The organism is Bradyrhizobium sp. SZCCHNR1043 (assembly GCF_032489675.1).
Taxonomy (GTDB): Bacteria; Pseudomonadota; Alphaproteobacteria; order Rhizobiales; family Xanthobacteraceae; genus Bradyrhizobium.
The window spans coordinates 20,713-42,185 of the sequence record NZ_JAUEYN010000003.1 but is presented as its reverse complement, the minus strand read 5'-3'; the positions used below and the strand labels follow the sequence as shown (position 1 = coordinate 42,185).

Annotated in this window: 21 protein-coding genes, 1 tRNA gene and 1 pseudogene; 6 read left to right on the top strand and 17 right to left on the bottom strand. The window is 65.8% G+C overall.

Annotation, left to right across the window (positions count from 1 at the left end):
- The first annotated feature begins 69 nt into the window (after positions 1–69).
- From mobA to QX039_RS05525, 5 genes are all read left to right on the top strand, one after another.
- Complete coding sequence (gene mobA, locus QX039_RS05545; protein ID WP_409998867.1) at positions 70–693, top strand: molybdenum cofactor guanylyltransferase MobA; 624 nt, start codon at positions 70–72, stop codon at positions 691–693.
- The gene (locus QX039_RS05540; protein WP_315771951.1) at positions 693–1,283 is read left to right on the top strand and encodes a cation transporter; all 591 of its coding nucleotides are present in this window, start codon (positions 693–695) and stop codon (positions 1,281–1,283) included. Before mobA ends, QX039_RS05540 begins: the two co-directional genes overlap by 1 nt.
- Positions 1,284–1,469: 186 nt before the next feature.
- Entirely contained in the window at positions 1,470–2,681 is a 1,212-nt protein-coding gene (locus QX039_RS05535; RefSeq protein WP_315771949.1) for an ABC transporter substrate-binding protein, read from the top strand.
- Between the two features lie 84 nt (positions 2,682–2,765).
- Positions 2,766–3,737, top strand: a complete 972-nt coding sequence (locus QX039_RS05530; protein WP_315771948.1) for a tripartite tricarboxylate transporter substrate binding protein — start codon at positions 2,766–2,768, stop codon at positions 3,735–3,737.
- 175 nt (positions 3,738–3,912) lie between these two features.
- Positions 3,913–3,985: transfer RNA gene (locus tag QX039_RS05525), tRNA-Ile, on the top strand.
- Positions 3,986–4,002: 17 nt separating this feature from the next.
- Here the strand turns inward: QX039_RS05525 and QX039_RS05520 are convergent.
- From QX039_RS05520 to QX039_RS05500, 5 genes and pseudogenes are all read right to left on the bottom strand, one after another.
- Positions 4,003–4,590, bottom strand: a pseudogene (locus tag QX039_RS05520) (tyrosine-type recombinase/integrase); the annotation flags it as partial.
- Between the two features lie 93 nt (positions 4,591–4,683).
- Complete coding sequence (locus QX039_RS05515; RefSeq protein ID WP_315771947.1) at positions 4,684–5,214, bottom strand: hypothetical protein; 531 nt, start codon at positions 5,212–5,214, stop codon at positions 4,684–4,686.
- Positions 5,204–6,094 (bottom strand): FAD:protein FMN transferase, encoded by an 891-nt coding sequence (locus QX039_RS05510; protein WP_315771945.1) that lies wholly within the window; start codon positions 6,092–6,094, stop codon positions 5,204–5,206. Before QX039_RS05510 ends, QX039_RS05515 begins: the two co-directional genes overlap by 11 nt.
- A complete protein-coding gene (locus tag QX039_RS05505) occupies positions 6,075–6,533 on the bottom strand; it encodes an FMN-binding protein (protein ID WP_315715594.1) in 459 nt (152 codons plus the stop codon). Before QX039_RS05505 ends, QX039_RS05510 begins: the two co-directional genes overlap by 20 nt.
- 628 nt (positions 6,534–7,161) lie before the next feature.
- Positions 7,162–9,156: a multicopper oxidase domain-containing protein gene (locus tag QX039_RS05500; protein WP_315772088.1), complete on the bottom strand. Its 1,995-nt coding sequence runs from the start codon at positions 9,154–9,156 to the stop codon at positions 7,162–7,164.
- 580 nt (positions 9,157–9,736) lie between these two features.
- On the opposite strand from QX039_RS05500, the gene QX039_RS05495 reads away from it, so the two are divergent.
- The gene (locus QX039_RS05495) at positions 9,737–10,039 is read left to right on the top strand and encodes a hypothetical protein (protein ID WP_315771944.1); all 303 of its coding nucleotides are present in this window, start codon (positions 9,737–9,739) and stop codon (positions 10,037–10,039) included.
- Positions 10,040–10,136: 97 nt separating this feature from the next.
- Here QX039_RS05495 and QX039_RS05490 read toward each other — a convergent pair whose 3' ends face one another.
- The 12 genes from QX039_RS05490 to gspD form a co-directional block, all read right to left on the bottom strand.
- Positions 10,137–10,823, bottom strand: coding sequence for a hypothetical protein (locus tag QX039_RS05490; protein ID WP_315738694.1), 687 nt, complete (start codon positions 10,821–10,823; stop codon positions 10,137–10,139).
- A complete protein-coding gene (gene gspM, locus QX039_RS05485; protein ID WP_315738695.1) occupies positions 10,820–11,377 on the bottom strand; it encodes a type II secretion system protein GspM in 558 nt (185 codons plus the stop codon). Before gspM ends, QX039_RS05490 begins: the two co-directional genes overlap by 4 nt.
- The gene (locus tag QX039_RS05480; RefSeq protein WP_315771942.1) at positions 11,374–12,471 is read right to left on the bottom strand and encodes a PilN domain-containing protein; all 1,098 of its coding nucleotides are present in this window, start codon (positions 12,469–12,471) and stop codon (positions 11,374–11,376) included. Before QX039_RS05480 ends, gspM begins: the two co-directional genes overlap by 4 nt.
- 2 nt (positions 12,472–12,473) lie before the next feature.
- Complete coding sequence (locus QX039_RS05475) at positions 12,474–13,415, bottom strand: type II secretion system protein GspK (protein ID WP_315771940.1); 942 nt, start codon at positions 13,413–13,415, stop codon at positions 12,474–12,476.
- A 2-nt stretch (positions 13,416–13,417) separates the two neighbouring features.
- Positions 13,418–14,122: a prepilin-type N-terminal cleavage/methylation domain-containing protein gene (locus tag QX039_RS05470; RefSeq protein WP_315771937.1), complete on the bottom strand. Its 705-nt coding sequence runs from the start codon at positions 14,120–14,122 to the stop codon at positions 13,418–13,420.
- Complete coding sequence (locus QX039_RS05465) at positions 14,122–14,535, bottom strand: type II secretion system protein (RefSeq protein ID WP_315813765.1); 414 nt, start codon at positions 14,533–14,535, stop codon at positions 14,122–14,124. Before QX039_RS05465 ends, QX039_RS05470 begins: the two co-directional genes overlap by 1 nt.
- The gene (locus QX039_RS05460; RefSeq protein ID WP_315771935.1) at positions 14,504–14,977 is read right to left on the bottom strand and encodes a prepilin-type N-terminal cleavage/methylation domain-containing protein; all 474 of its coding nucleotides are present in this window, start codon (positions 14,975–14,977) and stop codon (positions 14,504–14,506) included. Before QX039_RS05460 ends, QX039_RS05465 begins: the two co-directional genes overlap by 32 nt.
- A 2-nt stretch (positions 14,978–14,979) precedes the next feature.
- Positions 14,980–15,459 (bottom strand): type II secretion system major pseudopilin GspG, encoded by a 480-nt coding sequence (gene gspG, locus QX039_RS05455; protein ID WP_315771933.1) that lies wholly within the window; start codon positions 15,457–15,459, stop codon positions 14,980–14,982.
- An 18-nt stretch (positions 15,460–15,477) separates the two neighbouring features.
- Positions 15,478–16,692, bottom strand: a complete 1,215-nt coding sequence (locus QX039_RS05450; protein WP_315771931.1) for a type II secretion system F family protein — start codon at positions 16,690–16,692, stop codon at positions 15,478–15,480.
- 4 nt (positions 16,693–16,696) lie between these two features.
- The gene (locus tag QX039_RS05445; RefSeq protein WP_409998866.1) at positions 16,697–18,370 is read right to left on the bottom strand and encodes a GspE/PulE family protein; all 1,674 of its coding nucleotides are present in this window, start codon (positions 18,368–18,370) and stop codon (positions 16,697–16,699) included.
- A gap of 113 nt (positions 18,371–18,483) precedes the next feature.
- The gene (locus QX039_RS05440; protein WP_315771927.1) at positions 18,484–19,011 is read right to left on the bottom strand and encodes a tetratricopeptide repeat protein; all 528 of its coding nucleotides are present in this window, start codon (positions 19,009–19,011) and stop codon (positions 18,484–18,486) included.
- Positions 19,008–21,365, bottom strand: a complete 2,358-nt coding sequence (gene gspD / locus QX039_RS05435) for a type II secretion system secretin GspD (protein ID WP_315771926.1) — start codon at positions 21,363–21,365, stop codon at positions 19,008–19,010. Before gspD ends, QX039_RS05440 begins: the two co-directional genes overlap by 4 nt.
- Between the last annotated feature and the right edge of the window lie 108 nt (positions 21,366–21,473).

Here is a 21,473-nt window from a genome sequence, read left to right as displayed (position 1 = left end):
ATGGTGGATCGTGCGCGCCAACGCTGACGCCCTGGCAGCAGTCGTGGTAACGAACCCGCGATGACAGCCATGACCTCGACTTCGATCCCCGGCGTGCTGCTCGCCGGCGGTCGCGCGCAGCGGATGGGCGGCGGCGACAAGCCGTTGCGCATGGTCGACGGCCGCACCATCCTGGAGCGCGTGATCGCGCGGCTGGCGCCGCAGTGCAGCCGGCTGATCCTCAATGCCAATGGCGACCCCGCGCGCTTCGCAGGCACCGGCCTGACAGTCGTGCCGGATGGTGTCGTCGGCTTTCCGGGCCCGCTCGCCGGCATTCTCGCCGGCCTCGACTGGGTTGCGGCGCACATGCCGGAGGCACGGTGGATGCTGAGCGCCGCCGGCGACTGTCCATTCCTGCCGCGTGACCTGGTCGCACGGCTGGCGACAGCGCGGGCGGCGGAGCAGGCCGAACTGGCGTTGGCGGCGTCCGGCGGACAGATCCACCCAGTGATCGGGCTGTGGCCGGTCGGGCTGCGCGAGGACCTTCGCCACGCCCTGGTCGCGGAGGACATCCGGAAGGTCACCCGCTTCACGGCGCGCTACAAGGTCGCGACCGTGAGCTGGCCGTCGCTTCCGCTGGATCCGTTCTTCAATGCCAATACCGCGCTCGACCTCGCCGAGGCGGAGCGGCTCTCGAGGATTGAGGACGCCTGATGGACGCGACAACCATGGTCCGCCGCGCCGTGCTCGCCGTTGCCGTGCTCAATCTCGGATATTTCGGCATCGAGTTCGCCGTGGCGTTGGCGATCGGCTCGGTGTCACTGTTCGCCGACAGCGTCGACTTTCTGGAAGACGCCTCGGTCAACATCCTGATTGCGCTGGCGCTGCGCTGGAGTCCGCCGCGGCGGGCGCTGCTCGGCAAGGTGCTGGCGCTGATCCTGCTGGCGCCGGCGATCGCCGGACTGTGGACCGCCGGGGAGAAGTTCTTCACGCCGATCGTGCCCGCACCGCTGCCGCTCACCGAGACCGGCCTCGGCGCGCTGATCGTCAATCTCGGCTGCGCGCTGATCCTGGCGCGGGTCAGGGACCACCGGGGCAGCCTGACCCGCGCCGCCTTCCTGTCCGCACGCAACGACGCCTTCGCCAACATCGCGATCATCGCGATCGGTCTCGTGACCGCCTTTGTGTGGCCCTCGATCTGGCCCGACCTGATCGTGGGCGTCGGCATCGCACTGATGAACGCCGACGCCGCACGCGAGGTGTGGGAGGCTGCGCACGAGGAGCAAAAGACCGCCAAGGCCTGAACGGCCGAGGAGCCTGCGCGCGTGCGCGATGAGCTCACTGCTTGCGGCATTGCAGCGCACAGGATCGCTCCACCGCTCCGCCGTCCGGCATGATTGACGGCCGCCCTGGATTGATTGCAGATAGGCGGACCGGCCGGCAGAGCCGGAACAAACAACGGCATCATGCCGGTATCGGTGGAGGACTGATTGCAACTCAGCTGTTTGAAGCGGGCGGCGTGGGCCGCAGCCGCGCTGCTGGTCACGACCGCCGCGCAGGCCGAGATCTCCGACAACGTCGTCAAGATCGGCGTGCTCAGCGACATGAACGGCCCGGCCTCGACGCCGACCGGACAAGGGTCCGTCACCGCGGCGCAGATGGCGGTCGATGATTTCGGCGGCAAGGTGCTGGACAAGCCGATCAGCGTCATCGTCGGCGATCATCAGCTCAAGCCCGACATCGGCGCGGCGATCGCGCGCCGCTGGTACGACACCGAGCAGGTCGATCTCATCGTCGACGTGCCCGTCTCCGCGGTGGGCCTCGCGGTGCAGACCATCGCCACCGAGAAGAAGAAGCTGTTCATCACCCAGTCGACCGGTTCCGCCGATTTCCACGGCAAGTTCTGCTCGCCCTACGCGATGCAATGGGTGTTCGACACCCGCGCACTCGCCACCGGCACGGCGAAGGAGGTCGTCAAGCGCGGCGGCGACAGCTGGTTCTTCATCACCGACGACTACGCCTTCGGCCATTCGCTGGAGCGCGACGCGTCGAGCGTCGTCACCGCCAATGGCGGCAAGGTCGTGGGCGCGGTGCGGCCGCCATTCGCGACGCCGGATCTGTCGTCCTTCATCCTGCAGGCGCAGGCTTCCAAGGCCAAGATCATCGGCATCGCCGCGGGCCCGCCCAACAACATGAACGAGATCAAGACCGCATCCGAGTTCGGCCTGCTCAAGGGCGGACAGCAGATGGCGGCTTTGCTCGCGCTGGTCACCGACATCCATTCGCTCGGCCTGCCGGCGGCGCAGGGGCTCCTGCTCACCACCTCGTTCTACTGGGACATGGACGACAAGACGCGGGAATGGTCGAAGCGCTATTTCGCCAAGATGAACCGGATGCCGACGATGTGGCAGGCCGGCGTCTATTCCGCAGTCATGCACTATCTCAACGCCATCAAGGCGGTGGGCAGCGACGATCCGCTCGCGGTCGCCGCGAAGATGCGGGACACGCCGGTCGAGGACTTCTTCGCCCGCAACGGCAAGCTGCGCGCCGACAATCTCATGGTGCACGATCTCCTGCTGGCGCAGGTGAAATCGCCGGAGGAGAGCAAATATCCCTGGGACTACTACAAGATCCTCGCGACCATCAAAGGCGATGACGCGTTCGGCCCGCCAGATCCGGCGTGTCCGCTGATCAAGAAGTGATGGCGCACTGAACGATCGGCGGCCGCGGGCGACCGGGCCGCCGCACGCGAGCTGAATGACAACAATCGATGGGGGAAGACGAGCATGAAGCTGGCGCGCGCGCTGCTGTTCGGGCTGATCGTGGCGGCGGGACTCGCCGCCAAACCGGGGCCGGCGCTCGCCGCCTATCCGGACCGTCCCATCCGCTGGCTGATCGGCTTCGCCCCCGGCGGGCCGGTCGACATCGTCGCCCGTATCATGGCGCAGTGGCTGTCCGACCGACTGGGCCAGCAGGTCGTGGTCGAGAACCGCACCGGCTCGGGCGGCAACATCGCGGCCGCCGCCGCGATCAACGCGCCGCCGGATGGCTACACGCTGCTGTTCGTCGCGCCCAACAACGCGATCAGCACCTCGCTCTACAAGAAGCTGCCTTACGACTTCATCCGCGACACCGTGCCGGTCGCCAGCATCATGCAGCTCACCAACATGCTGGTGGTCAGCAACGACGTGCCGGCCAAGACCGTCAAGGAGTTCATTGACTATTGCAAGGCCAACCCCGGCAAGATCGCCTTCGCCTCCTCGGGCAATGGCACCTCGGTGCACATGGCGGCCGAGCTGTTCAAGGCGATGACCAAATGCGACATGCTGCACGTGCCCTATCGCGGCTCGGCGCTGGCGTTCCCGGACATCATCTCCAACAAGGTGCAGTTGATCTTCGACAATCTGCCGACGGCGCTGGAGCAGGCGCGCGGCGGCAGCGTGCGCGCGCTCGGCGTCACCTCGCCGCAGCGCTGGCCGACGGTGCCGGACGTCCCGGCGATCGCCGAGACCGTGCCGGGCTACGAATCGGTCGGCTTCTACGGCATCTCGGCGCCCAAGGGCACGCCGCCTGAGATCGTCGAGATTCTCAACAAGGCGGTCGGCGAGGCGCTGAAGGACCCCAAGCTGGTGGCACGGCTCACCGAGACCGGCGGCATCCCGCGCGCGATGACGCCGGCGGAGTTCGGCAAGCTGGTCGTCGACGAGACCGAGAAGTGGCGCAAGGTGGTGGAATTCGCCGGGGTTTCGGTGGACTAGCGTCGCGGCGGGCCGAGACCGGGCCGGCGGCGACGGCGGCGCGCCAAAACGATCCGGTAGCGGCATTGCCGGATGGCTGGCCAGGCTGTAAACGGAGCCCGAACCGTCGTTGGGGTTCCACACCGCGCCGGACAGGCCCGCTCCTGCCCGCCGCCAGCAAGACCTCCGCGCCGCGGGGCCTGTAGCTCAATGGTTAGAGCCGACCGCTCATAACGGTCTGGTTGCAGGTTCGAGTCCTGCCGGGCCCACTCGCACAGTCAATAGTTTACGGCTTGCGGGCCAAGTGCCTCTCCAGGTCAACCACTGGTTCGACCACCGATACGTTCTGCTTGCGGTCCTTTGACGCAATCGCGGCCGCGGCCTCGCGCATGTAATCCGGATGATGATGGCCATATGTGTCGAGCAGTACCTTGACCGACATTCCGAGAAAACCTGAGGCCTGCCAGGGGTCGGCGCGCCTCTGCATGAGCCACGTCGCTGCCGTGTGGCGCAGCGTGTGCGGCGAGATATTCCCCTCCCTCAGCGACGGCCCTGACAGCCGCACCGCGGTCGCAAATCCAGTTTTGACGGATTTGACCGGCTGGCCGTTCCATTCGACGAAGTGCGAACGCACTGCGCCGCGCCGCGTCCAGCGCCGCATGTGCGCCAAAAGCCGTCCTGGTATCGGTACTGGAGGCTGCCGCTTGTTAGTCGCTCGCTTGCCCTCCGCGAGGCGATAGAAGATCCCCCGATCGAGATCGACGAATGACCGGCCTCCGTCGCGCTCAGGCGAAGCCGACGCGATGGCCCCAGCGCGCGTACCAGTGTACAACCCGATCAGCAAGAAACGGGCGATATGGTGCAGCGGCCGCCGGCTCGGAGAATTCCTCCATGCGGCGACTGGCCAACTGCGAGCAAGGAAGTCGTTGCCGGGATGGAGACCTGCTCGGCCCAACGCCGGATGCGGTCAACCTACCTTGCTCATGACGTTGACCAGATCGGCATCGGCAGGCGCGTCGGCAGGAGCCAGGGTCGGAGAGGTCGCACGTTGTGGCCGCACGGACTGAGCCGTGGCGACAACGCTCGAGCGGCCGACGATGATGTGGGCGGTGATGACAGCCGGAACGCCGAGCCCGAACGCAATGTGGACCGTGCTGATCCAGGGCCGAAGCGCTTCGGATCCGACGTAGTAGAGCCCGAACGCCGTCGCGATGAGCAGACCATACATCGCGAGGCTGACGATACCGGTCGCTCGATTCTTCCCGGCACGCCACGCGCGCTGGACGTGCATGGGACCGAGCGCCCCAAGCAGCATCAGCGTCACCATTGCAGTTCCGCCATGCATGCTCAGCAGGAATGCGGCGGCCTGCTGCCACATCTCGCTGTCCAGCTCCGTGCGGGTCTTCATCTGATCGGCATAGATCCACAGCGCCCCGCTGGCGAACAAGAGTCCGAGAATTCCGTAGAGGGCGAACCGAAACAAGCCTTTAAGCCGCATGCTGGTGAACTCCTTGCCAGTCCGGTGTCGTATGAATGGCGCCGTTCGCCGCAATCAACATCGCGCTCGCCTGGAAGCGCGCCAGTGGCGCCGCAGCCTGTTGGCCAGCCACCATCACGACCTTGGTGAGGGCGTCGGCAACCATGCAGGTTGGCGCGCTCACGGTGGCGCCGTGGGCCACCCCTGTGGGCAGCCGGGTCGAAGGCGTGACGACCGCTGTATCCATTGTTTCCATCGATCGAAACGGGTCGAAGCGGCGCGCCGACGACGCGAGCGCCCCATTGCTTACTTCGACCTGGCACAAAAGCCTGTCTGGGAAACGCGGGTCGCGAATGTGGACGATGCGAGCATCGGGCCCGAAGGCGGCGAGGTCCCCACCTGCATTGACCATTGCGGAGCGCACGCCGCGGCTCTGCAACGCCGCGATCGCGCGGTCCACGGCGAACCCCTTGGCGATGCCGCCGAGATCGATCTTGACGGCGGAATCGCGGAAACGGACGCGGTCGTCGGCGAGCAACTCGATCGCAGTCGACTGTGGGACATCCGCTTGCGCCGTCGAGCCCACAGACGGCCTTCCCGCGCCGGCGACGGCAACGTCGAAGGCGCCGTCGGAGTGATGGGTCACATCGAGCGCCATCTTCAGCACGGCGTAGGTCCAAGAATGCACATTCACGACGCCGCTCGATGCCGCGCGGTTCAGCCGCGACACGTCGCTGTCGGGATCGTGGAAACTCATCAGCCGATGCACGTCGGTCACCGCGGAAAACGCAGCTTCAACGGCATTCTCCGCATCGCAGCGGTGTGCATCCGTGACGTCGATCTCGACGAATGTCCCGAGCAGAGCCCGTGCTCGTCGAAGGTTAGCGGAAGTGGCTGGCATGATACGACAGCACCTTCTTAACGCCCTCGGTCAAGTGGGTCGAGGACAGCGTGGCGCCCGAGATGTTGCGAATGTCGGAGTTGATGCGAAGCTCGTTCTGACTGCTCTTGCCGACGAACTGACCGAGCCAGCTGGCATCGTGCACCTCGCCGCCATAGGATTCGCGATAGTTCAGAATGTCGACGCGACGCACCCGCCCGTCGGGTCCGACGGCAACCGTGTAGTCAATCAGGAGGTGCTTGCCGACGACGTGATCGTAATAGAAGTAGCCGCCATTGCTCGCCTTCCATACCCTGCCCGGCTGGACTTCGGAAAAGCTGGCTCCCGGAAAAGCGGCCTTCTGCGCCTCTTCGACGCTCATGTACTGAATGGCATGGGCCGGTGCGGCGATCGACATGACGGCCACTGCGGGCGCCGTCCATTTCAACCAATCGCTCATCTCGTCCACCTCAACTTTGTTTCCATGGTACGCCCTCCCTCGCCGAACGCATTTTCGTCTTCTCAGGGCATCAATCGCTGTCAACCTCTCCTGCGAAGCCGTCTAAACGGCAGCAGCGACGCTCCGAACCATCCAGTTCAGTGCGACAATGAACCCGAGCGATCGATCACACTTTGCCTCGGCAACAGCCCTACCCGTTCGCGGGTCTGCCTCCGTCCTTGCGACGTTCGCAACCAAGCGCGCTGCAAATGGCTCCGAATGTCAGTCGAGAGAGTAGTGTTTCGATTGCGGCGAATTGCCACGTCGATGTTGGCGATTTGCCGGAGCGGCTGAGGAATAACAATGTTGCTGCAGATCGCCACGTCGCGGGGACCGCGCTCGTGCAGCTTGCGGCACGCGAGCCTGACATTTCAAAGTCATGCAAAGACGTTTGCAGCCGTTTAGACCGATTCAAAATGCGCAATTCCTTCTTCGAACCAGACCTGGAAAGCGCGTCGCGTTTGGCAGGCGATCGTCCTTCGCGGCGGTAAGGCGGCCGCGCAAGAGCATCGCTGCGCACAAACGAAGGTCGGCGCCACAGATGTGGCGCCGACCTCGTGAACGACATGGCAGAAGACCGCTGCCGCAACTACCACGGCATCTGGTTCATTGCCTCCCATGGATTGCCGCCATAGGGCGAGGGCACGACCTTGATCTTCGCCATCATGCCTCCGTCCTCATGTTCGAGAATATGGCAGTGATAGACGAACTCGCCGACCTGTGAGAACGGGATATCAACCACCACGGGCTTCGACGTGCACTGCCCGTTCCGCCACTGCTCGATGCTGCAGACCCCGCTCTGGGATTCCATTACTTCCGGGACGTTCGGAGTCGCGACGCCGAGCGGGACGTTGTCCTGCAGCATGCCCCCGCCGATGCTCCTGTTCAGCGATACTGATAGTGGCGTGTTCTCCCCCGCCTTGCTGTTGACGGTCCGGAAGCGCGTCTGGTGAATGTGGAAGTTGTGATTTTCCGTCGACAGCTGCACCAGCTCCCAGGTCTCGTGGACGGGGCGCTGTCCCGGCGCGAGCGGTAGGCAGACGATGTTCTGCGACGGGTCGAACTGGCTCACCGGAAGCTGGGTGCCGGGCACCGGGTTGCCGTTCTGATCGACCTCCTCATAGCCGAGACCGAAGGTGCCGTCGTCGGTCAGGTCGGCGATGCCGAAGAAGATCCGGCGGCGATGTCCCGCCGGCAGCGGACGGCAGCCGGCACGCAGCGGCGCAGCGTTCGCATACGGCACCTTGGCATCGAGGATGCCTGATGGCTGCATGGTCGCCAAGGCGTCGCCCCTGATGTCCATGGCGTAGGCGATGTGGTTGCGCCAACCGCGCTGGTGGAAGTGCACCTTGGCGAGATCGACCGCCGGCCACTGATCGCCGCTGCCCATCGTCAGTCCGGCCATCTTGAAGGTCGCGGAGGCAGACCGCCCGAGGCTGGCGATCGCACCCGTCGCGGGATCGCGATAGGTGACGAACACTTCGGTGCGCGAGCTCGGCATCATGACCATCTGGGTGACGCAGACCGGCTTCGAATGGAAGCCCGACGTCGGCGACGGCGGACAGGGAACGACCCTGAAGCGGGCGCCGCCGAGACGAACCATGGTGTCCATCGTCGTATCCTGCGGCAGGTTCACGCTCACGCCGTCGACCGAGATCAGCTGCATGACCATCGGCTTCTGCGTCTCGTCATCGGTCAGCTGAAGATTGTAGGACAGGCTGCCGGACGCATTGGTGAGCCGCCAGATCTCGCCATCGGGATCGGTGACCTTGATCTTCGGGAACGTCTGGCCGTTGACCGTGAAGAACCATTTGCCGCCGGAGAAGTTGGAGCCGCCATCGGCCGACAGATCGACGCCCGGGCACGACCCTTCACGCACTTCGGAGCTGCCTGCCGGAAACTGGGCGCAGAAGCCCGGATCCTGCTGGTTGATCACCTCGCCCGGCTGGACGTCCACCGGACCGCTGTCGAACTGCACCGGGCCGCCGGGCGCGACCTGAAGATCCTTCAGGATCAGATGGCGCACGCTCGCGTCCGGAAACGGCGAATGCCTGGCATCGCCATGCGCGTAGTCCGAGACCTCGCCGACCGAGATGATGCCGGCCAGCCCCTGCGAGACCTGGTTGAGCGAAATGCCATGGATGTGCGGGTGAAACCAGAACTGGCCCGACGGGTGGTTGCGCGGAATCTCGATGCGGAAATCCGCGGAGTCCATCTTGTTGGAGCCGTGCTGGTGGGTGGTCTGCGGCACCGGCATGCCGTTGGCCGAGTTGAAGACCTGAACGAAGACGTAGTCCCCGAAGGTCTGGTCGGTCAGCGTCGGCGCGCGCGGCTCGACGATCAGCCCATGGGTATGCAGGTTGGTCGGGTTGCGAAACAGATTGGCCTGACCGGGATCGGTGTTGTGGTTCACCTTGGCCGGATCGAGCTGCGGCAGCTGGTTCACCAGCCTGATCTTCAGCGTATCCCCCTTCTGCAGGGCAAGTCGCACGCCACCGTAGTCCGCCACCGCGGCGCCGGCCGGACATTTGTCGCCTGAGGCGGGCCGCCGACAGATCTCGTAGACCCAGCCGGTCGGGTTCATCGGCGAGCCCCCAGGGGGCGCATAGGTGATCGTCGAGATCGGCTTGGGGCGTGCGATCATCAGCAGATCGAGCACGCCGTGCCAGCTCCTGAACACCGTCGGCTCGGCCAGATCATGGGTCTGCGCCGCAGGACCCGCAACGGTCAAGCCGGCCAACACCGCCGCCGCTGATGTCAGTGTTCGCAGAGTTGGTTTGTGCACACGCCCGACTAACATGCCTGATCCCCATCTGGCTCGAGATACACCCGGTAAAAACGATGACGGTCTCCGGCGCGTGACAATCGAATGAGTCGTCCGAACTCATCAGCAGATCGACCGCCATCGTCCCCTCAGCTTCGTCGCTATGGATGTCGGGTGGCTCCTTTGTGACGATTTTCTTCGTTTTGTGAGAATTGCCGACCGGCGTTTAAGAATCGATCTAACAACATGGCCGGCCGCTTGCGTTGTGCGCGTGGCGGACAAGCGCCGACACAAAAACGACAACCCGCTCTCGTAGCTCGCGATGGATCTCATTAGATCGTGCCGGACGCGGACGCTGTCGGACGGATTTGTGAGTGCCCTGCTCCAAGGAGACCGAAGGATGCTGCTTGCTGTTGTTCTTGCATGGGCCTGCAATGTGACCGGCATTGCCTGCGGAGCGCCGACTACCGAGATCATCCAGAAGGCCTACGAGCAGGAAGCGCCGTCATCCGGCGTGCGCCACGACAGGGGACTGAGGATTGTCGAGGCGACATGCGACAAGGGCGACGAGGGCGGGCGCTTCCTGTGTCAGGTCTCGTTCGTGTCGGAGGACGACCCCGACAAGCGCCTGTATTTCGACATCGTTTCCGCCGCTCTCACGGACAAGGGATGGGTTCTGACGAGCGGATTGTGCAAGCGCTGAGCGCCACCGACCGACAGCCGCATCGGCTTCGATCGGGGCATGCCGGTGCGGCCGTCCGGCGTCCACCGTCGCGCCTCGATCCAGATCGGATCCATCCTCACAATTGGCGGCGTCCCGAACGTTGGCGTTGATGCATCCGAAGTAGCCTGGACTCAGGCGACAGAAAGGGCGGCCCTGCTTGAGCCAGCGGAGGCGCCGTGGGGGTTGACGGCATCTGCGCAAAACTTTCGTTAGCTGAATTTGTCGGCTGGGCCGGCGCCGGCGTCGGCAGCAGCGTGAGAACGGTGACGTCTTCGCCCCGTTGCAGCGTGACCGATCTCGCCTCGACGAGACGCAGCGTCCAACCCCGATAGTCTGCGCCGGTTCTGATCCGCAACGGCGTCTTGCTGCTCGTATCGACGAACACGGCAAGGCCGCGGTCCCCGTTCACGACGGTGCCGACGAGCGCGAGCTGCGGCCGTTCCGGAACGGACGGCTCCTGCACCACCGGAGCGGCCACGACGGCCGGCGGCGGGACATCGGTCGGCGGAGGACGGCGAGACGGCGAGAACAGCGGGCGTTCGCGCGTTGCCGACAGCTGCTCGAGCGGAATGCCCCACAATGGGTTGCCGGTGCGCGACGGCGGTCGCTGCGCGATGGACGAGGCTTGCGCCGATCCGCTCGGCTGTTCGGCGGAGACCGCTTCCGAGACGTCCAGGCCGGTCGAATGAGCGATGCCGAACGCCGACCCCACCGCCAGAACGCTGCAACAGCCGATCATGCAAAGCTTGGCGAGACTGCTCATTGCGGGCCCTGCCACTGTCCAGAGACCGTGATCAGCACGCGCAGTTTTCCGCTGGATGCCGCCGCAGGGGCGTGCCCCTCGACGACCAGCTCGTCGACGAACAGACAGGGCATGCCGGCCTCCAGATCGTAGAGGATCGGCTGCAGGTCGGACTGACCGGCCTCGAAGTTCGCGCTCCCGCTGATATGACCGTCCTTGGCACGGGGGCCCTGCACATCGAGCTGCGACGACGACACGCTGCCGCCATGACGCGTCACCACGTCGCCGAGGCGCTGCAGCAGCGCTGCTCCTGCTACGGTCACGGTCGGTCCTTCGAGAAAGGCCGATCCCGTCATGCCGGCATCGCCGTTGCTGTCCTGACGCGCGGCCGCCATGCTGTGGGCGTCCAGCAGGTGGAGTGTATCGGCGAGCGAGGTCACTTCGCTGCGCTGATCGATCATGCTCTTGATCGACAGCACCGTGACCGAGATCAGCACGATCAGCAGTCCCGCATAGGCGACCGCGGCGATCGAGGGCGATGCGGAATTATCCGTGACGAGCTTTGCGACGCTCATGTGCCAAGTCCAAAATGGGGCTTGATGCCAGCTTCGATATGGAACCGTTCTCCGGGATCCTCAGCCGAACGCGTGGTCGGCGCGAAGAAGGTCGCACGCGTGAAGTGCGCCGACTGCTCGATCAATTTGACCAGCGCCGGCGCATCCTGGGTCATTCCGACGATCTGCATCCTGTCCTTCTCGATCCGCAACTCGGTCACGTAGGTGTTGTCCGGTAGGATCCGGGACAGCGCCTCCAGCAGCACGACCGCTGCGGGAGTCTCCTGCTTGCGTCGCATCAGGCTACGCAGCGCGGCACTGTCGGCCCCTTGCAGATCGAGGCGCAGCGCTGCGCGCCGATCCGAGATCTTCTGCGCGAGCTGGCGTTGCTGCTCGTCCAGATGTCCTCCCAGCAGGCTCGTTGTCGCGAACGACAGCGCCGCCGCGAGGGCGGCGACCATCAGGAGCGCGGTGAGGACGCGACTGATACGGCCGACGTCGAACGCTCCCTCCAAGCGCTGCTCGGTCAGCCTCGTTTCGCTGAACGCAATGAGCCGGTCGTCACGCGGCGTCGGCGCCGTCTCGGGCGCAGCAAACAGGACGATCGATCCGGCACGCCAGGACTCGGCAAGGCGAATGAGCGGATCCAGCTTCGCTCTTGGTGCTGCGATCACCATGGTCCGGATGCGCTCACCCGATATCTCTACTGGCGCAGTCCTGCCGAACACGGCCTCTTCGGCCGACCACGGCGTCAGCCGATCGAGCTGCGAGCGTATCATGGCATCGAGAAACTCGACGGCCCGCTTGGGCAGATCGAGCGGCCGCCACAGGAAGCGGTCCGATCTCAGCGCCACTTCGATCCGGCTGCCGCGCAGGACTGTCTTCCAGCTCTCGGGAAGTGCGGGAAAGGCCTCGTGGCCGTCCGGCAGACGAACGCGACAATCCGGCGGGACCGGTCGCCGAGGCCGCGCGACCATCCGCATGATGAAGACGTTCCGTTCGGTCTCGATCAGCCGAATCCCCGGCCTGATATTGAGCCGGCCGATCGCGGCGACGATGGTTTCGGCGACGGAGCCGATCCAGGCCGCCAGTTCGTGGCGCACTCTCGTCGACATCGTCATCTCGGCGCCCTCCCCGCTTGTTTGAGCATCCCCGGAGCATCGACGTCATCGCGCCACGACAGCACCCGGTAAGGATCGTCACCATCGCCCAGCAGGATGACCGCCTCCGTTGCGGCCCGGCGACCGCCGTCAAAGCCGATCGTGATCCACACGCGGACGGCATCGGCGACCTCCAGCGTCGCTGCGGCGCGTGCGGGACCGAGCGCCGCGTTGAGCGACCTGACGTCTCGACGCAGGCCGGCTCGCTGCTCGAGGAAGCTCTTCAGCTGATCCGGCGTCATTCCGGGAAGCGCGGCCACCACTTCGGGGGCGGCCTCCAGCGGGTCGACCTCCCTGCGGCCGCTGAAGACGGTCACGAAGGGCATCGCCTTGTCGACCAGCGCCGGCGGCAGGTTGAGCACCAGCCGAAGCTCCTCGACATTGGCGAACGGCGCGGTGCGCGGCATGTAGTCCGCACCGGCTGTGCGGTAGAGATCGCGCTCTGTGTCCGCGCCGGTCTCGGCCGGCGGCGTTCGCCAGCCGACGATCCGCTCGGCATATTCGCCGGCCCTGTCAGCGCGCGCGCCGAGACCCTCTAACAAGGCGGCCAGCATCTGCTTGGAGGCATGATTGAGATCGATGCGAGCTGCTTCCGACCGAAACGCGACCGAGACCTGCGCATGATCGAGCCGGAACGAAAAGGCCCCGGCAGCGGGGCGCTGCGGCTTCGGCAACGCCAACAATTTGTAGGCCGCAAGCTCCAGGCCGGCGGGGACCAGCGCGGCGGATCGCAGGCGCGCATCGTCGAGCGACAGCCGCTGGGCGGTGCTGACGAGATAGACGGACAGGGCTCCCGCGAGTCCTGCGAGCGAGACAAGGAGCCAGAGCACCGCCACGAGGACGAAGCCACCTTCCCGATCATCGGGATCAGACTCTCGCGGATGGCTGTCTCGGCACATGATCATTGCTTCGATGCCGCGGAGGCACGCCCGACCGTCGCATCGGCGGAAAGCGCCTGCCTGTCGCAATTGGTGTCCGCGGGCCGGCAGACGCTGTCGGCCGACGCCGAGACACGAATGACCGCGATCCGCGACAGCGATGGCGCGCTCCCGCGGCTTCCGTCATGCACCGTCACCCGCACGGCTGCCGGCAGCTTCTCTGCATTGCGCCACGACGGACTCCAGATCCGGTCGGACCCCGCATAGGCGAACGACACCCGGTACGGCGCCTGCAGCAGCACGACCGGATCGGCGAACTCCCAGGCGGACACACTGCCAGGTGCGAAGGCCGCGCGAGTCCGCGTCAACGCCACGTCGTCGCCACCGCCGCTTTCGGCGATGCGGATCACATCGAGACCCCGGCCCCGCTGCGGTCCGAGCGCCGTTCGGACGAGCGTGATCGACGTCTCCGATCCGTCGAACAGAACGGACTTGGCCTGTCCATCGGGCCTCATGAACTCGGCGGCCGCGATATCGGCGGCAATGCGGTCGAGCGCCACGCTCACCGATTCGCTGCGCTGGATGCGATGCAGACCGCGATTCCAGTTCGGCAGCCATTGCGCCGTGATCGCGAACAGCGCGGAGACCAGCAGCCCCATCACCACCATTGCGACGAGGGCTTCGACCAGCGTGAAGCCTGCTCGACGATCGTTGACCCGTGTCGTCATCACTCGGCCCGCCTCCGGAACAGCCGGACGGTTTCCAGCTCCATGGTCGCGCCCGATGGCGATCGCACCTGGAGCATGATCTTCTGCGGGATCCAGGCGGATGCGCCGCCCGGCGCGCCGATATCGACGGGGAAGGGCTCCGCCTGCGCGCGCCAGAGATGTGCCGTCGCCTCCCCCGACTGCGTCGGAGATGCCGGCGGCAGGCGCGACGGAAAGGCCAGCCACAGCGCGTCGTAGGCGGCCTGCACCAGCGCGACGTGCTGCTCCAGCTTCCTGCTGCCGCGCGCCGAGGACCCCATGAGCGCACCGATGGCGACGAGCGACACCGCCACGATCGCAAGCGTGACGAGCGTCTCTATCAGCGTGAATCCTGCTGTCGCCCTATCGCTTCGACAGACCAGCGTTTGAGACAACTTCGATCCTTCCTGTCAGCCAAGTGACGCGAATTTGGTAGCCGGCGTCGAGATGGGTGAGCGTGATGACGCCGCCGCACGACCTGCCCCATCCGAAGAAGCTGATGGTCTCGAAGGCGGGCCGCTCGTCGCAACTGCGCGGCAGCACCGTCTCGAACCGCACGTCCGCAGGTAAGCGGACGACCTGCCCGTTCGCGCCCGAGCGGAGCGACCGCGCCTGCGCATCGATGCGAGTCGTGACCTCGAGGCCCCGCCTGATCGCGGCATTGCGATCGGCCTTCAACAGCGCAGCAGCCTCGACCGCATAGGCTTCGAGTTGCGGCCGCGAGGTCTGTCGCGATACGGCGGGGACCACGACGGACGCCAGCAGCGCGACGATCGCGAGCACGCACACCACCTCGATCAGAGTGAAGCCGGCCTCGCAGCCGTCGCGGCCCCCCATTGCTATTTGGCACCGATCGTCATCGACGAGGAGATGTCAGCGGCGAGATCCACGCCACCCTCCTGCCCGTCCGATCCGTACGACACGATCTCGTAGGGCACATGCTGCCCGGGCGAGCGGTAGACGTAAGCGTGGCTCCAGGGATCGCTCGGGACGTTTCCTCCCTTGAGATACGGTCCCGCCCAGCCTGGGATGGTCGAGGCGGGCCGGACCAGCGCGGTCAGGCCCTCCGACGAGGTCGGATAGCGGCCGGTGTCGAGATAGAACAGATCGAGCGCGCTGGAAAAACTCTGAATCTGAATCCGGGCCGTCTTGACCCGGGATTCGTTCAGGGAGGACAGCACACGCGGTCCGATCAGACCCATGATCATTCCGATGATGGCAATGACGACCAGCATCTCGACGAGCGTGAAGCCGCTCTGAGGGTCGTCGCGCGCAATGTTGGTCCGCCGCGCGGTGCCGCTGATCCCTGCCTGTTTCATGCGATGGTCCATCTTGTGCTACCCGACGAGTTGCGTCACCGACAGGAGTGCGGTCATCACCGAGACGATGAGGCCGCCAACGACGGTGCTGATGAGAATGATCGCGGCCGGACCGACGATGCCGACGATCCGATCGAGGCCGCGTTGCAGCTTCGCCTCGTAGAACTCGGCGATGCGGCCGGCGAGGACCGGCAGTTGTCCGGTCTCCTCACCGATCCGGATCATCCGCGTCGCCATCGCCGGCAGGATGTTGGTCGCTGCCAGCGCCTCCGACAACTTGCCGCCGTGACGAACGCGGTCGGCGGCGGCGTTCCACGCCGCACCGCTGCCGGTGACCGACATGATGTCGACCAGGATGCGCAGCGTCGCCGTCAATGTCAGCCCGCTGCCAAGCAGGATCGCCAGATTGCGGCAGAACACGCTCGTGCGATACGACCGGAACACGGTCGCAAGACCCGGAAGTCGGCAGACCCGCGCAACCACCGCAGCCCGTACGCCGGCGCGGCTGAAAGCGAGAAGACCTGCAGCGATCAGCGCGCTTGCCGATAGCGCCATCGCCGTGCCGTTGCCGCGCACAAAATCAGAGATGTCCAGAAATGTGTTGATAGTGGCATCGGTCCTGGCGCCGAAGTCGCGCAGCACGGCCGAAAACTGCGGCAGCACGACGATGAAGAAGAACAGCATCACCAGACACGCGGCGATCAGGACGAAACACGGATACTGCATCGCGTCACTGAGCTTGCGACGCATGGCTTCCGCGCGCGCCCGCTCGGCGCCGAGCACGTCGAGCACGTGATCGAGGGTGCCCGAGACCTCGCCGACCCGCACCAGCGCGACATACATCGCAGGAAACTGCACAGCATGATGCGACAGCGCTTCGGCGAAACTTTCTCCCGCCAGCACGCTGGATCGCAACCGGCTGATGATCGGACGCAGGCGCCCGATATCGGCGTCGCCGGCCAGCAGTTCGAGCGACTCCTCGAGCCGTGCCCCGGCTTTCAACAACAGCGCCAGATCGCGCGTGAAGGTCGTGACATCGCCGTGGGTCGGACCGCCGAGCAGCGCAAGCATGTCGCGCGCGACGAAGCTCGCGGTCCTTTCCTCGATCGTCTCGATCGGCAACAGCCGCAGATACTCGATCCGGTCAATCACCTCCTTGGCCGTCGCAGCCGAGATCGTGCCGCGCACCACGTCGCCGTTCTCGGTCAGTGCGCGATAGCGGAACTTGCTCACCGGCTCACCGCAACGTTGTAACGCGCAGGATTTCCGCGACCGACGTGGCGCCGGCCCGGCACTTTTCGAGGCCATCGTCGAGCATCGTGGTCATGCCGTTCAGAATGGCGCTGCGGTCGATCACGGCCGCATCGGCCGTGCCCTGGATCAGCGATCGGATCTCCGGATTTAGCTCCAGGACCTCGAAGATGCCGAGCCGGCCGCGATAGCCGGTACCGCCGCAGCTCTCACAGCCCGCCGGCTCATAGACCGTCTCGCCGACGTCGAAGCCTACCGCGGCGTAGCGCGGGTCCGCGCAGAGATCGGCGGCGCTCAGCATCCTTTTCGACCTGCAGCGCTCGCACAGCCGGCGCACCAGCCGCTGCGCGATCACCGCGCGGAGCGTCGATCGCAACAGAAAATCTTCGACGCCGAGATCGAGCAACCGCGGCACCGCCGCCGCAGCGTTTTCGGTGTGCAGCGTGGTCAGCACGAGATGGCCGGTCAGCGCCGCATGGACCGCGACATGGGCGGTCTCGTCGTCGCGCACCTCGCCGACCATGATGACATCCGGGTCCTGCCTCACGAAGGACCGCAAGGCAGAGGCGAAGGTCAACCCGATCGATGGCTTGACCTGCGACTGGTTGATGCCGGGAATCTCGTACTCGACCGGATCCTCGATCGTGAGGATCTTCCGCGTCGGCTCGTTGAGGATCGACAGCGCGGTCGCGAGCGTCGTGGTCTTGCCGCTGCCGGTCGGCCCGCAGATCACGATCATGCCATGCGGCAGCGCCAGCAGCCGGCGGAGCGATCGATCGTCGTGCGGGGCAAAGCCGAGCTTCTCGATGGCGAGCAGGCCCCGGTCCTTCGGCAGCAGCCGGATCACCGCCGACTCGCCATGCTGCGTCGGCATCACGGCAACGCGCACGTCGAGCTCGAAGCGGCCGGCGCGGAGCCGCGCAGCGCCATCCTGCGGCAGGCGCCGTTCGGCGATATTCAGCCCGGCGACGATCTTGATGCGCGAGATGACGGCTTGGGGCAGCACGCCCGACGGCTCAGGGACCGGCTTCAGCAGGCCGTCCACGCGCATCCGGACCGACAACCCGCTCCGCATCGCTTCAACGTGAATGTCGCTGGCGCGCAGCTCGACCGCCTGCTCGAACAGATCGTTGACGGCGCGCACCACCGGCGCTCCGGTGGCGAGGTCGCGCAAGCTCTCGATGTCGTCGTCGCGCAGCTGCGGCGCGGCCACCTCGTTGCGCGCAGGCACCTCGTCATCACCGGCGAGCCGGTTCAGCGCGGTGGCAATGTCCTCGGTGGAGGCCACCGCCAGCTCGACCGCGCCACCGAACACCAGCTCCGCGGCGCGTGCAGCCGCGGTGTCGCGGGGATCGGCCACCGCAAGGCAGCGTCCATGCGCGGCGGATTGGAACGGAAAGACCATCGTCTCGCGCAGGAAGCGCCGTGAAAAATGCTCGGCCAGCGGCTTGGACGCCAGCAGATCCGACAGCGCGATCCGAGGCAATCCGAGCTGTCGCGCGATGTCGTCGGCGGATTCGGGAATTGCGGCATCGGTCGCCGCCGGTGATCTCATCCCCGCGCTTTCGCGCGCCGCGCCGACCGGTCGAGCGGCGAGACCGTCCGCCCCTCCGCCACCCTGCAGATCGTCAGCAAATCGGAGAAGAGGAGTCGAGCTCATGGCGCGTCCCGTGATGGATCGTTGTCGATCACCTCATTGCCGAGGGCCGGATCGTTGAACGGTTCGTTGTCGATGCCAAAGATGACACTTCTGCGGTGACCTGATTAGAAGAACTACAAACCCGATCCCGAATCAGCCGCACCAACCCTGGTCGTCTGTGTCTGCCGCCATTCGAGCGCGAGGCGCTGACCGTCGACGATCTGATCGGAGGACATCTTGAATGCGACCGCATCGCGAATTCGCAGATAAGGCTCGCGCAAGGGAACGGGCGCGGCAGCCGCTGCCAGGCTCAGCCATTTGTAGGCCAGCACATGGTCCCGCCACACGCCATGCCCCTTGTCGTAGCTCAGGCCAAAATGATGCTGCGCCGTGGGATCGCCGCGTTCGGCGGCTCCGGCATAGAGCTCGACCGCGGCCTCGTAGGACTGCGGGACACCGAACCCGTTGTCGTACATGTAGCCCAGCGCTGTCATGGCCCGAGGATGTCCGCGCTGCGCCATCGGCGCCAGCAACGCCGCCGCCCTGACATAGTCGCCATGCGCGAGCGCCGCCCATCCGTCTCCCTTCGACCGCGCGCCGGACGGAGCGGTGCTCAAGGCAAGCGCCAGAATGGCGAACGCGGTCGTCGCTTGCCTCGTCATCGATTGCTCCGCGGCGCCTGGAGCGCACTCGTCGACACCGGCCTGATCGTGCCGCGCAGCTTGGAGCGCAGCTCTTCGGCGACGTAATGGGCGTCGGTCCCGTCGCGGATGATCTGGGGGCGAATGAAGATGATCAGCTCGGTCCGCCCGCGGCTGCGGTCGTTGTTGCTGAAGAGGTCGCCGAGACCCGGGATCTGGTCGATCCCCGGAATGCCACTGCGGCTGCCCTGATGGGTCTCGCTGATGAGACCGGCCAGCAGCACGGTCTGGCCGCTGGCGACTGCGACCGAACTCTTCACCTTGCGCTGCGCAACCGTCGGCGTGAGGCTGTTGGCGGTCTGCGGCGAGACGTTGCTGATCTCCTGCTCGATCTCCAGCCGGACGTTGCCGTTCTCGTTGACCCGCGGAGCGACCCGCAGGATGATTCCGGTGTTGCGGTAATCGATCGTGTTGACGACCGTGTTGTTGGTCGTGAGCACCGTCGCGCTGCCGGTCGACACCGGCACCTGATCGCCGACCTGCAAAGTCGCCGCCTGGTTGTCGATCACCACCAGCGATGGGTTGGACAGCACCTTGACGTCGGTGACCGTATGCAACGCACTCAGGATCGCGCTCGGCTGGGATTCCGACCCGACCAGGAAATTGAACCCGGGGAAAGCGCGGCTAAGAAAGGCGTTGGTGATCGTTCCCGCGGCCGAGGCAACCGTTGCCGGCGCCGATGTCGAGGTGGTGTTGAGCACTGACCCCTGGTCGGGCTTCAGGCCGAGATTCTTGCTGGTGAGATAGGCCTGCACGCCGTAGTTCAGCGAATCGTTGAGCGTGACTTCGGCGATCGTCGCGTCGATTGCGACCTGCAGCTGCGGACGATCGCACTGACGCAGGGTGGCTTCGATCAGCCGGTAGTTTTCCCTGTCCGCGTAGATGAGAAGCGTGTTGTTGACGACGTCGGGCGTGATCCGCACGCCCTCCATGAGCGGCTTGCCGCCCGAACCCGATGCGCGCGATTCCGATCCCGCATCGAGGCCGGCCTGGGTCGGCGGCGGCGCCCCGCCGAAGCCGCGGTTGGCGACCAGGCCGCTGTTGCCTTGCTGCTGGCTCGAGAAGCCGCCCGACTGGGCCGTCGTGCCGGCAGCCGAGAGCCGCTCGCTGCTCGAGGTCGACGATGCTCCAGACCCAGGAGCGAGGTCCGAGGACGACGCTTCGGCCGCGCTGCCCGCGTTTCCGGTGAACATGTCGTTCAGCACCCGCGCCATCTGGCGCGCCTCGCCATACTTGACACGGTAGACATGGACGCTGTTGCGCAGCGTGTTGCCGGCATCCAGCCGCTTGATCCAGGTCTCCGCCGTGTGCAGCAGCGCCGGCTTGCGGCTGATGACCATGACGGCGTTCATCCGGCTGACAGTCTGGAACTTGACCATGTTCTGGCCGAGCCCGCTGTCGCCGGTGTCCATGATCTTCTCGAGCTCGGCGACGATCGGCTCGGGATTGCCATTGACGATCGGAAAGATCCCGACCGACTGTCCCCGCATCCAGTCCGCATCGAAGCTCAGCGCGGCATCGATCGCGGTGCGACGCTCGGCTCCGGTGCCCTGGATCAGCAGCAGATTGCGACCCGGATCGGCGCGCACCGTGCCCGGCTTGAGCGCAAAGCTGTCGAGCAGCTTCAGCAATGTCGGGGCGGAGACATATTGCAGCGGCAGCACGGAGATGCCGTAGCCAGGCTCTGCCGAGCCTCCGGCCGGATCGACGTTGCCGGCGCCGACCGCGTCGCCGAGCGGAATCAGCCGGTATCCGGAGTTGTCGCGAACCAGCGCCGTCCCCGAGAGCCGGAGCGCGTTCTCGAGCACGTAGGCAACGTCCGATTTCGGGACCGGGCGCACCGAGGACAGGCTGACCGTTCCCTGGATCCTTGGATCGATGGTGTAGCCGACGCCGAGGACGTCGCCGAGCACGACCTTGGCCACCGTCGCGATCGGCGTATTCTCGAAGTTCAGCTCGAACCCGTTGCCAACCGGCTGCGAATGCGCCGCCACCTGCTGGATCGGAAGCGAGCCCGCGGCCGGCGCTTCCGCTCGCGCATCCCTGGCATCTCGTGCATCGTCGTTGCCACCATAGATTTCGGCACGGGCGCGCCGCGCCGCCGGCGACTGCTCCGGCATCGCCTGCCTGGGATAGCGCGGCGAAAGGTCGATCCGGCCCACCTTGTCAAGCACGTCATCACCGCGGCTATCGCTGCCGAGCGTCGCCGGGTTGCAGCCCGCCAACGCGATCGACGTCATGACCAGCGTTGCGAGCGTGCGGCATCGCAGCCAACCTGCGCTCAAATCAGCAATCTCAACCACTCGCCCGCCCACCCGATCTGCCGAGTCCGTTCTTCGTTTCGAGGCACGCCCGGGCGGAGAGCGACTGCTTTCCGCCCGGGTCCTCCAACCTGTGTCTTGCGAGGAGACGCCGCTGCCGTC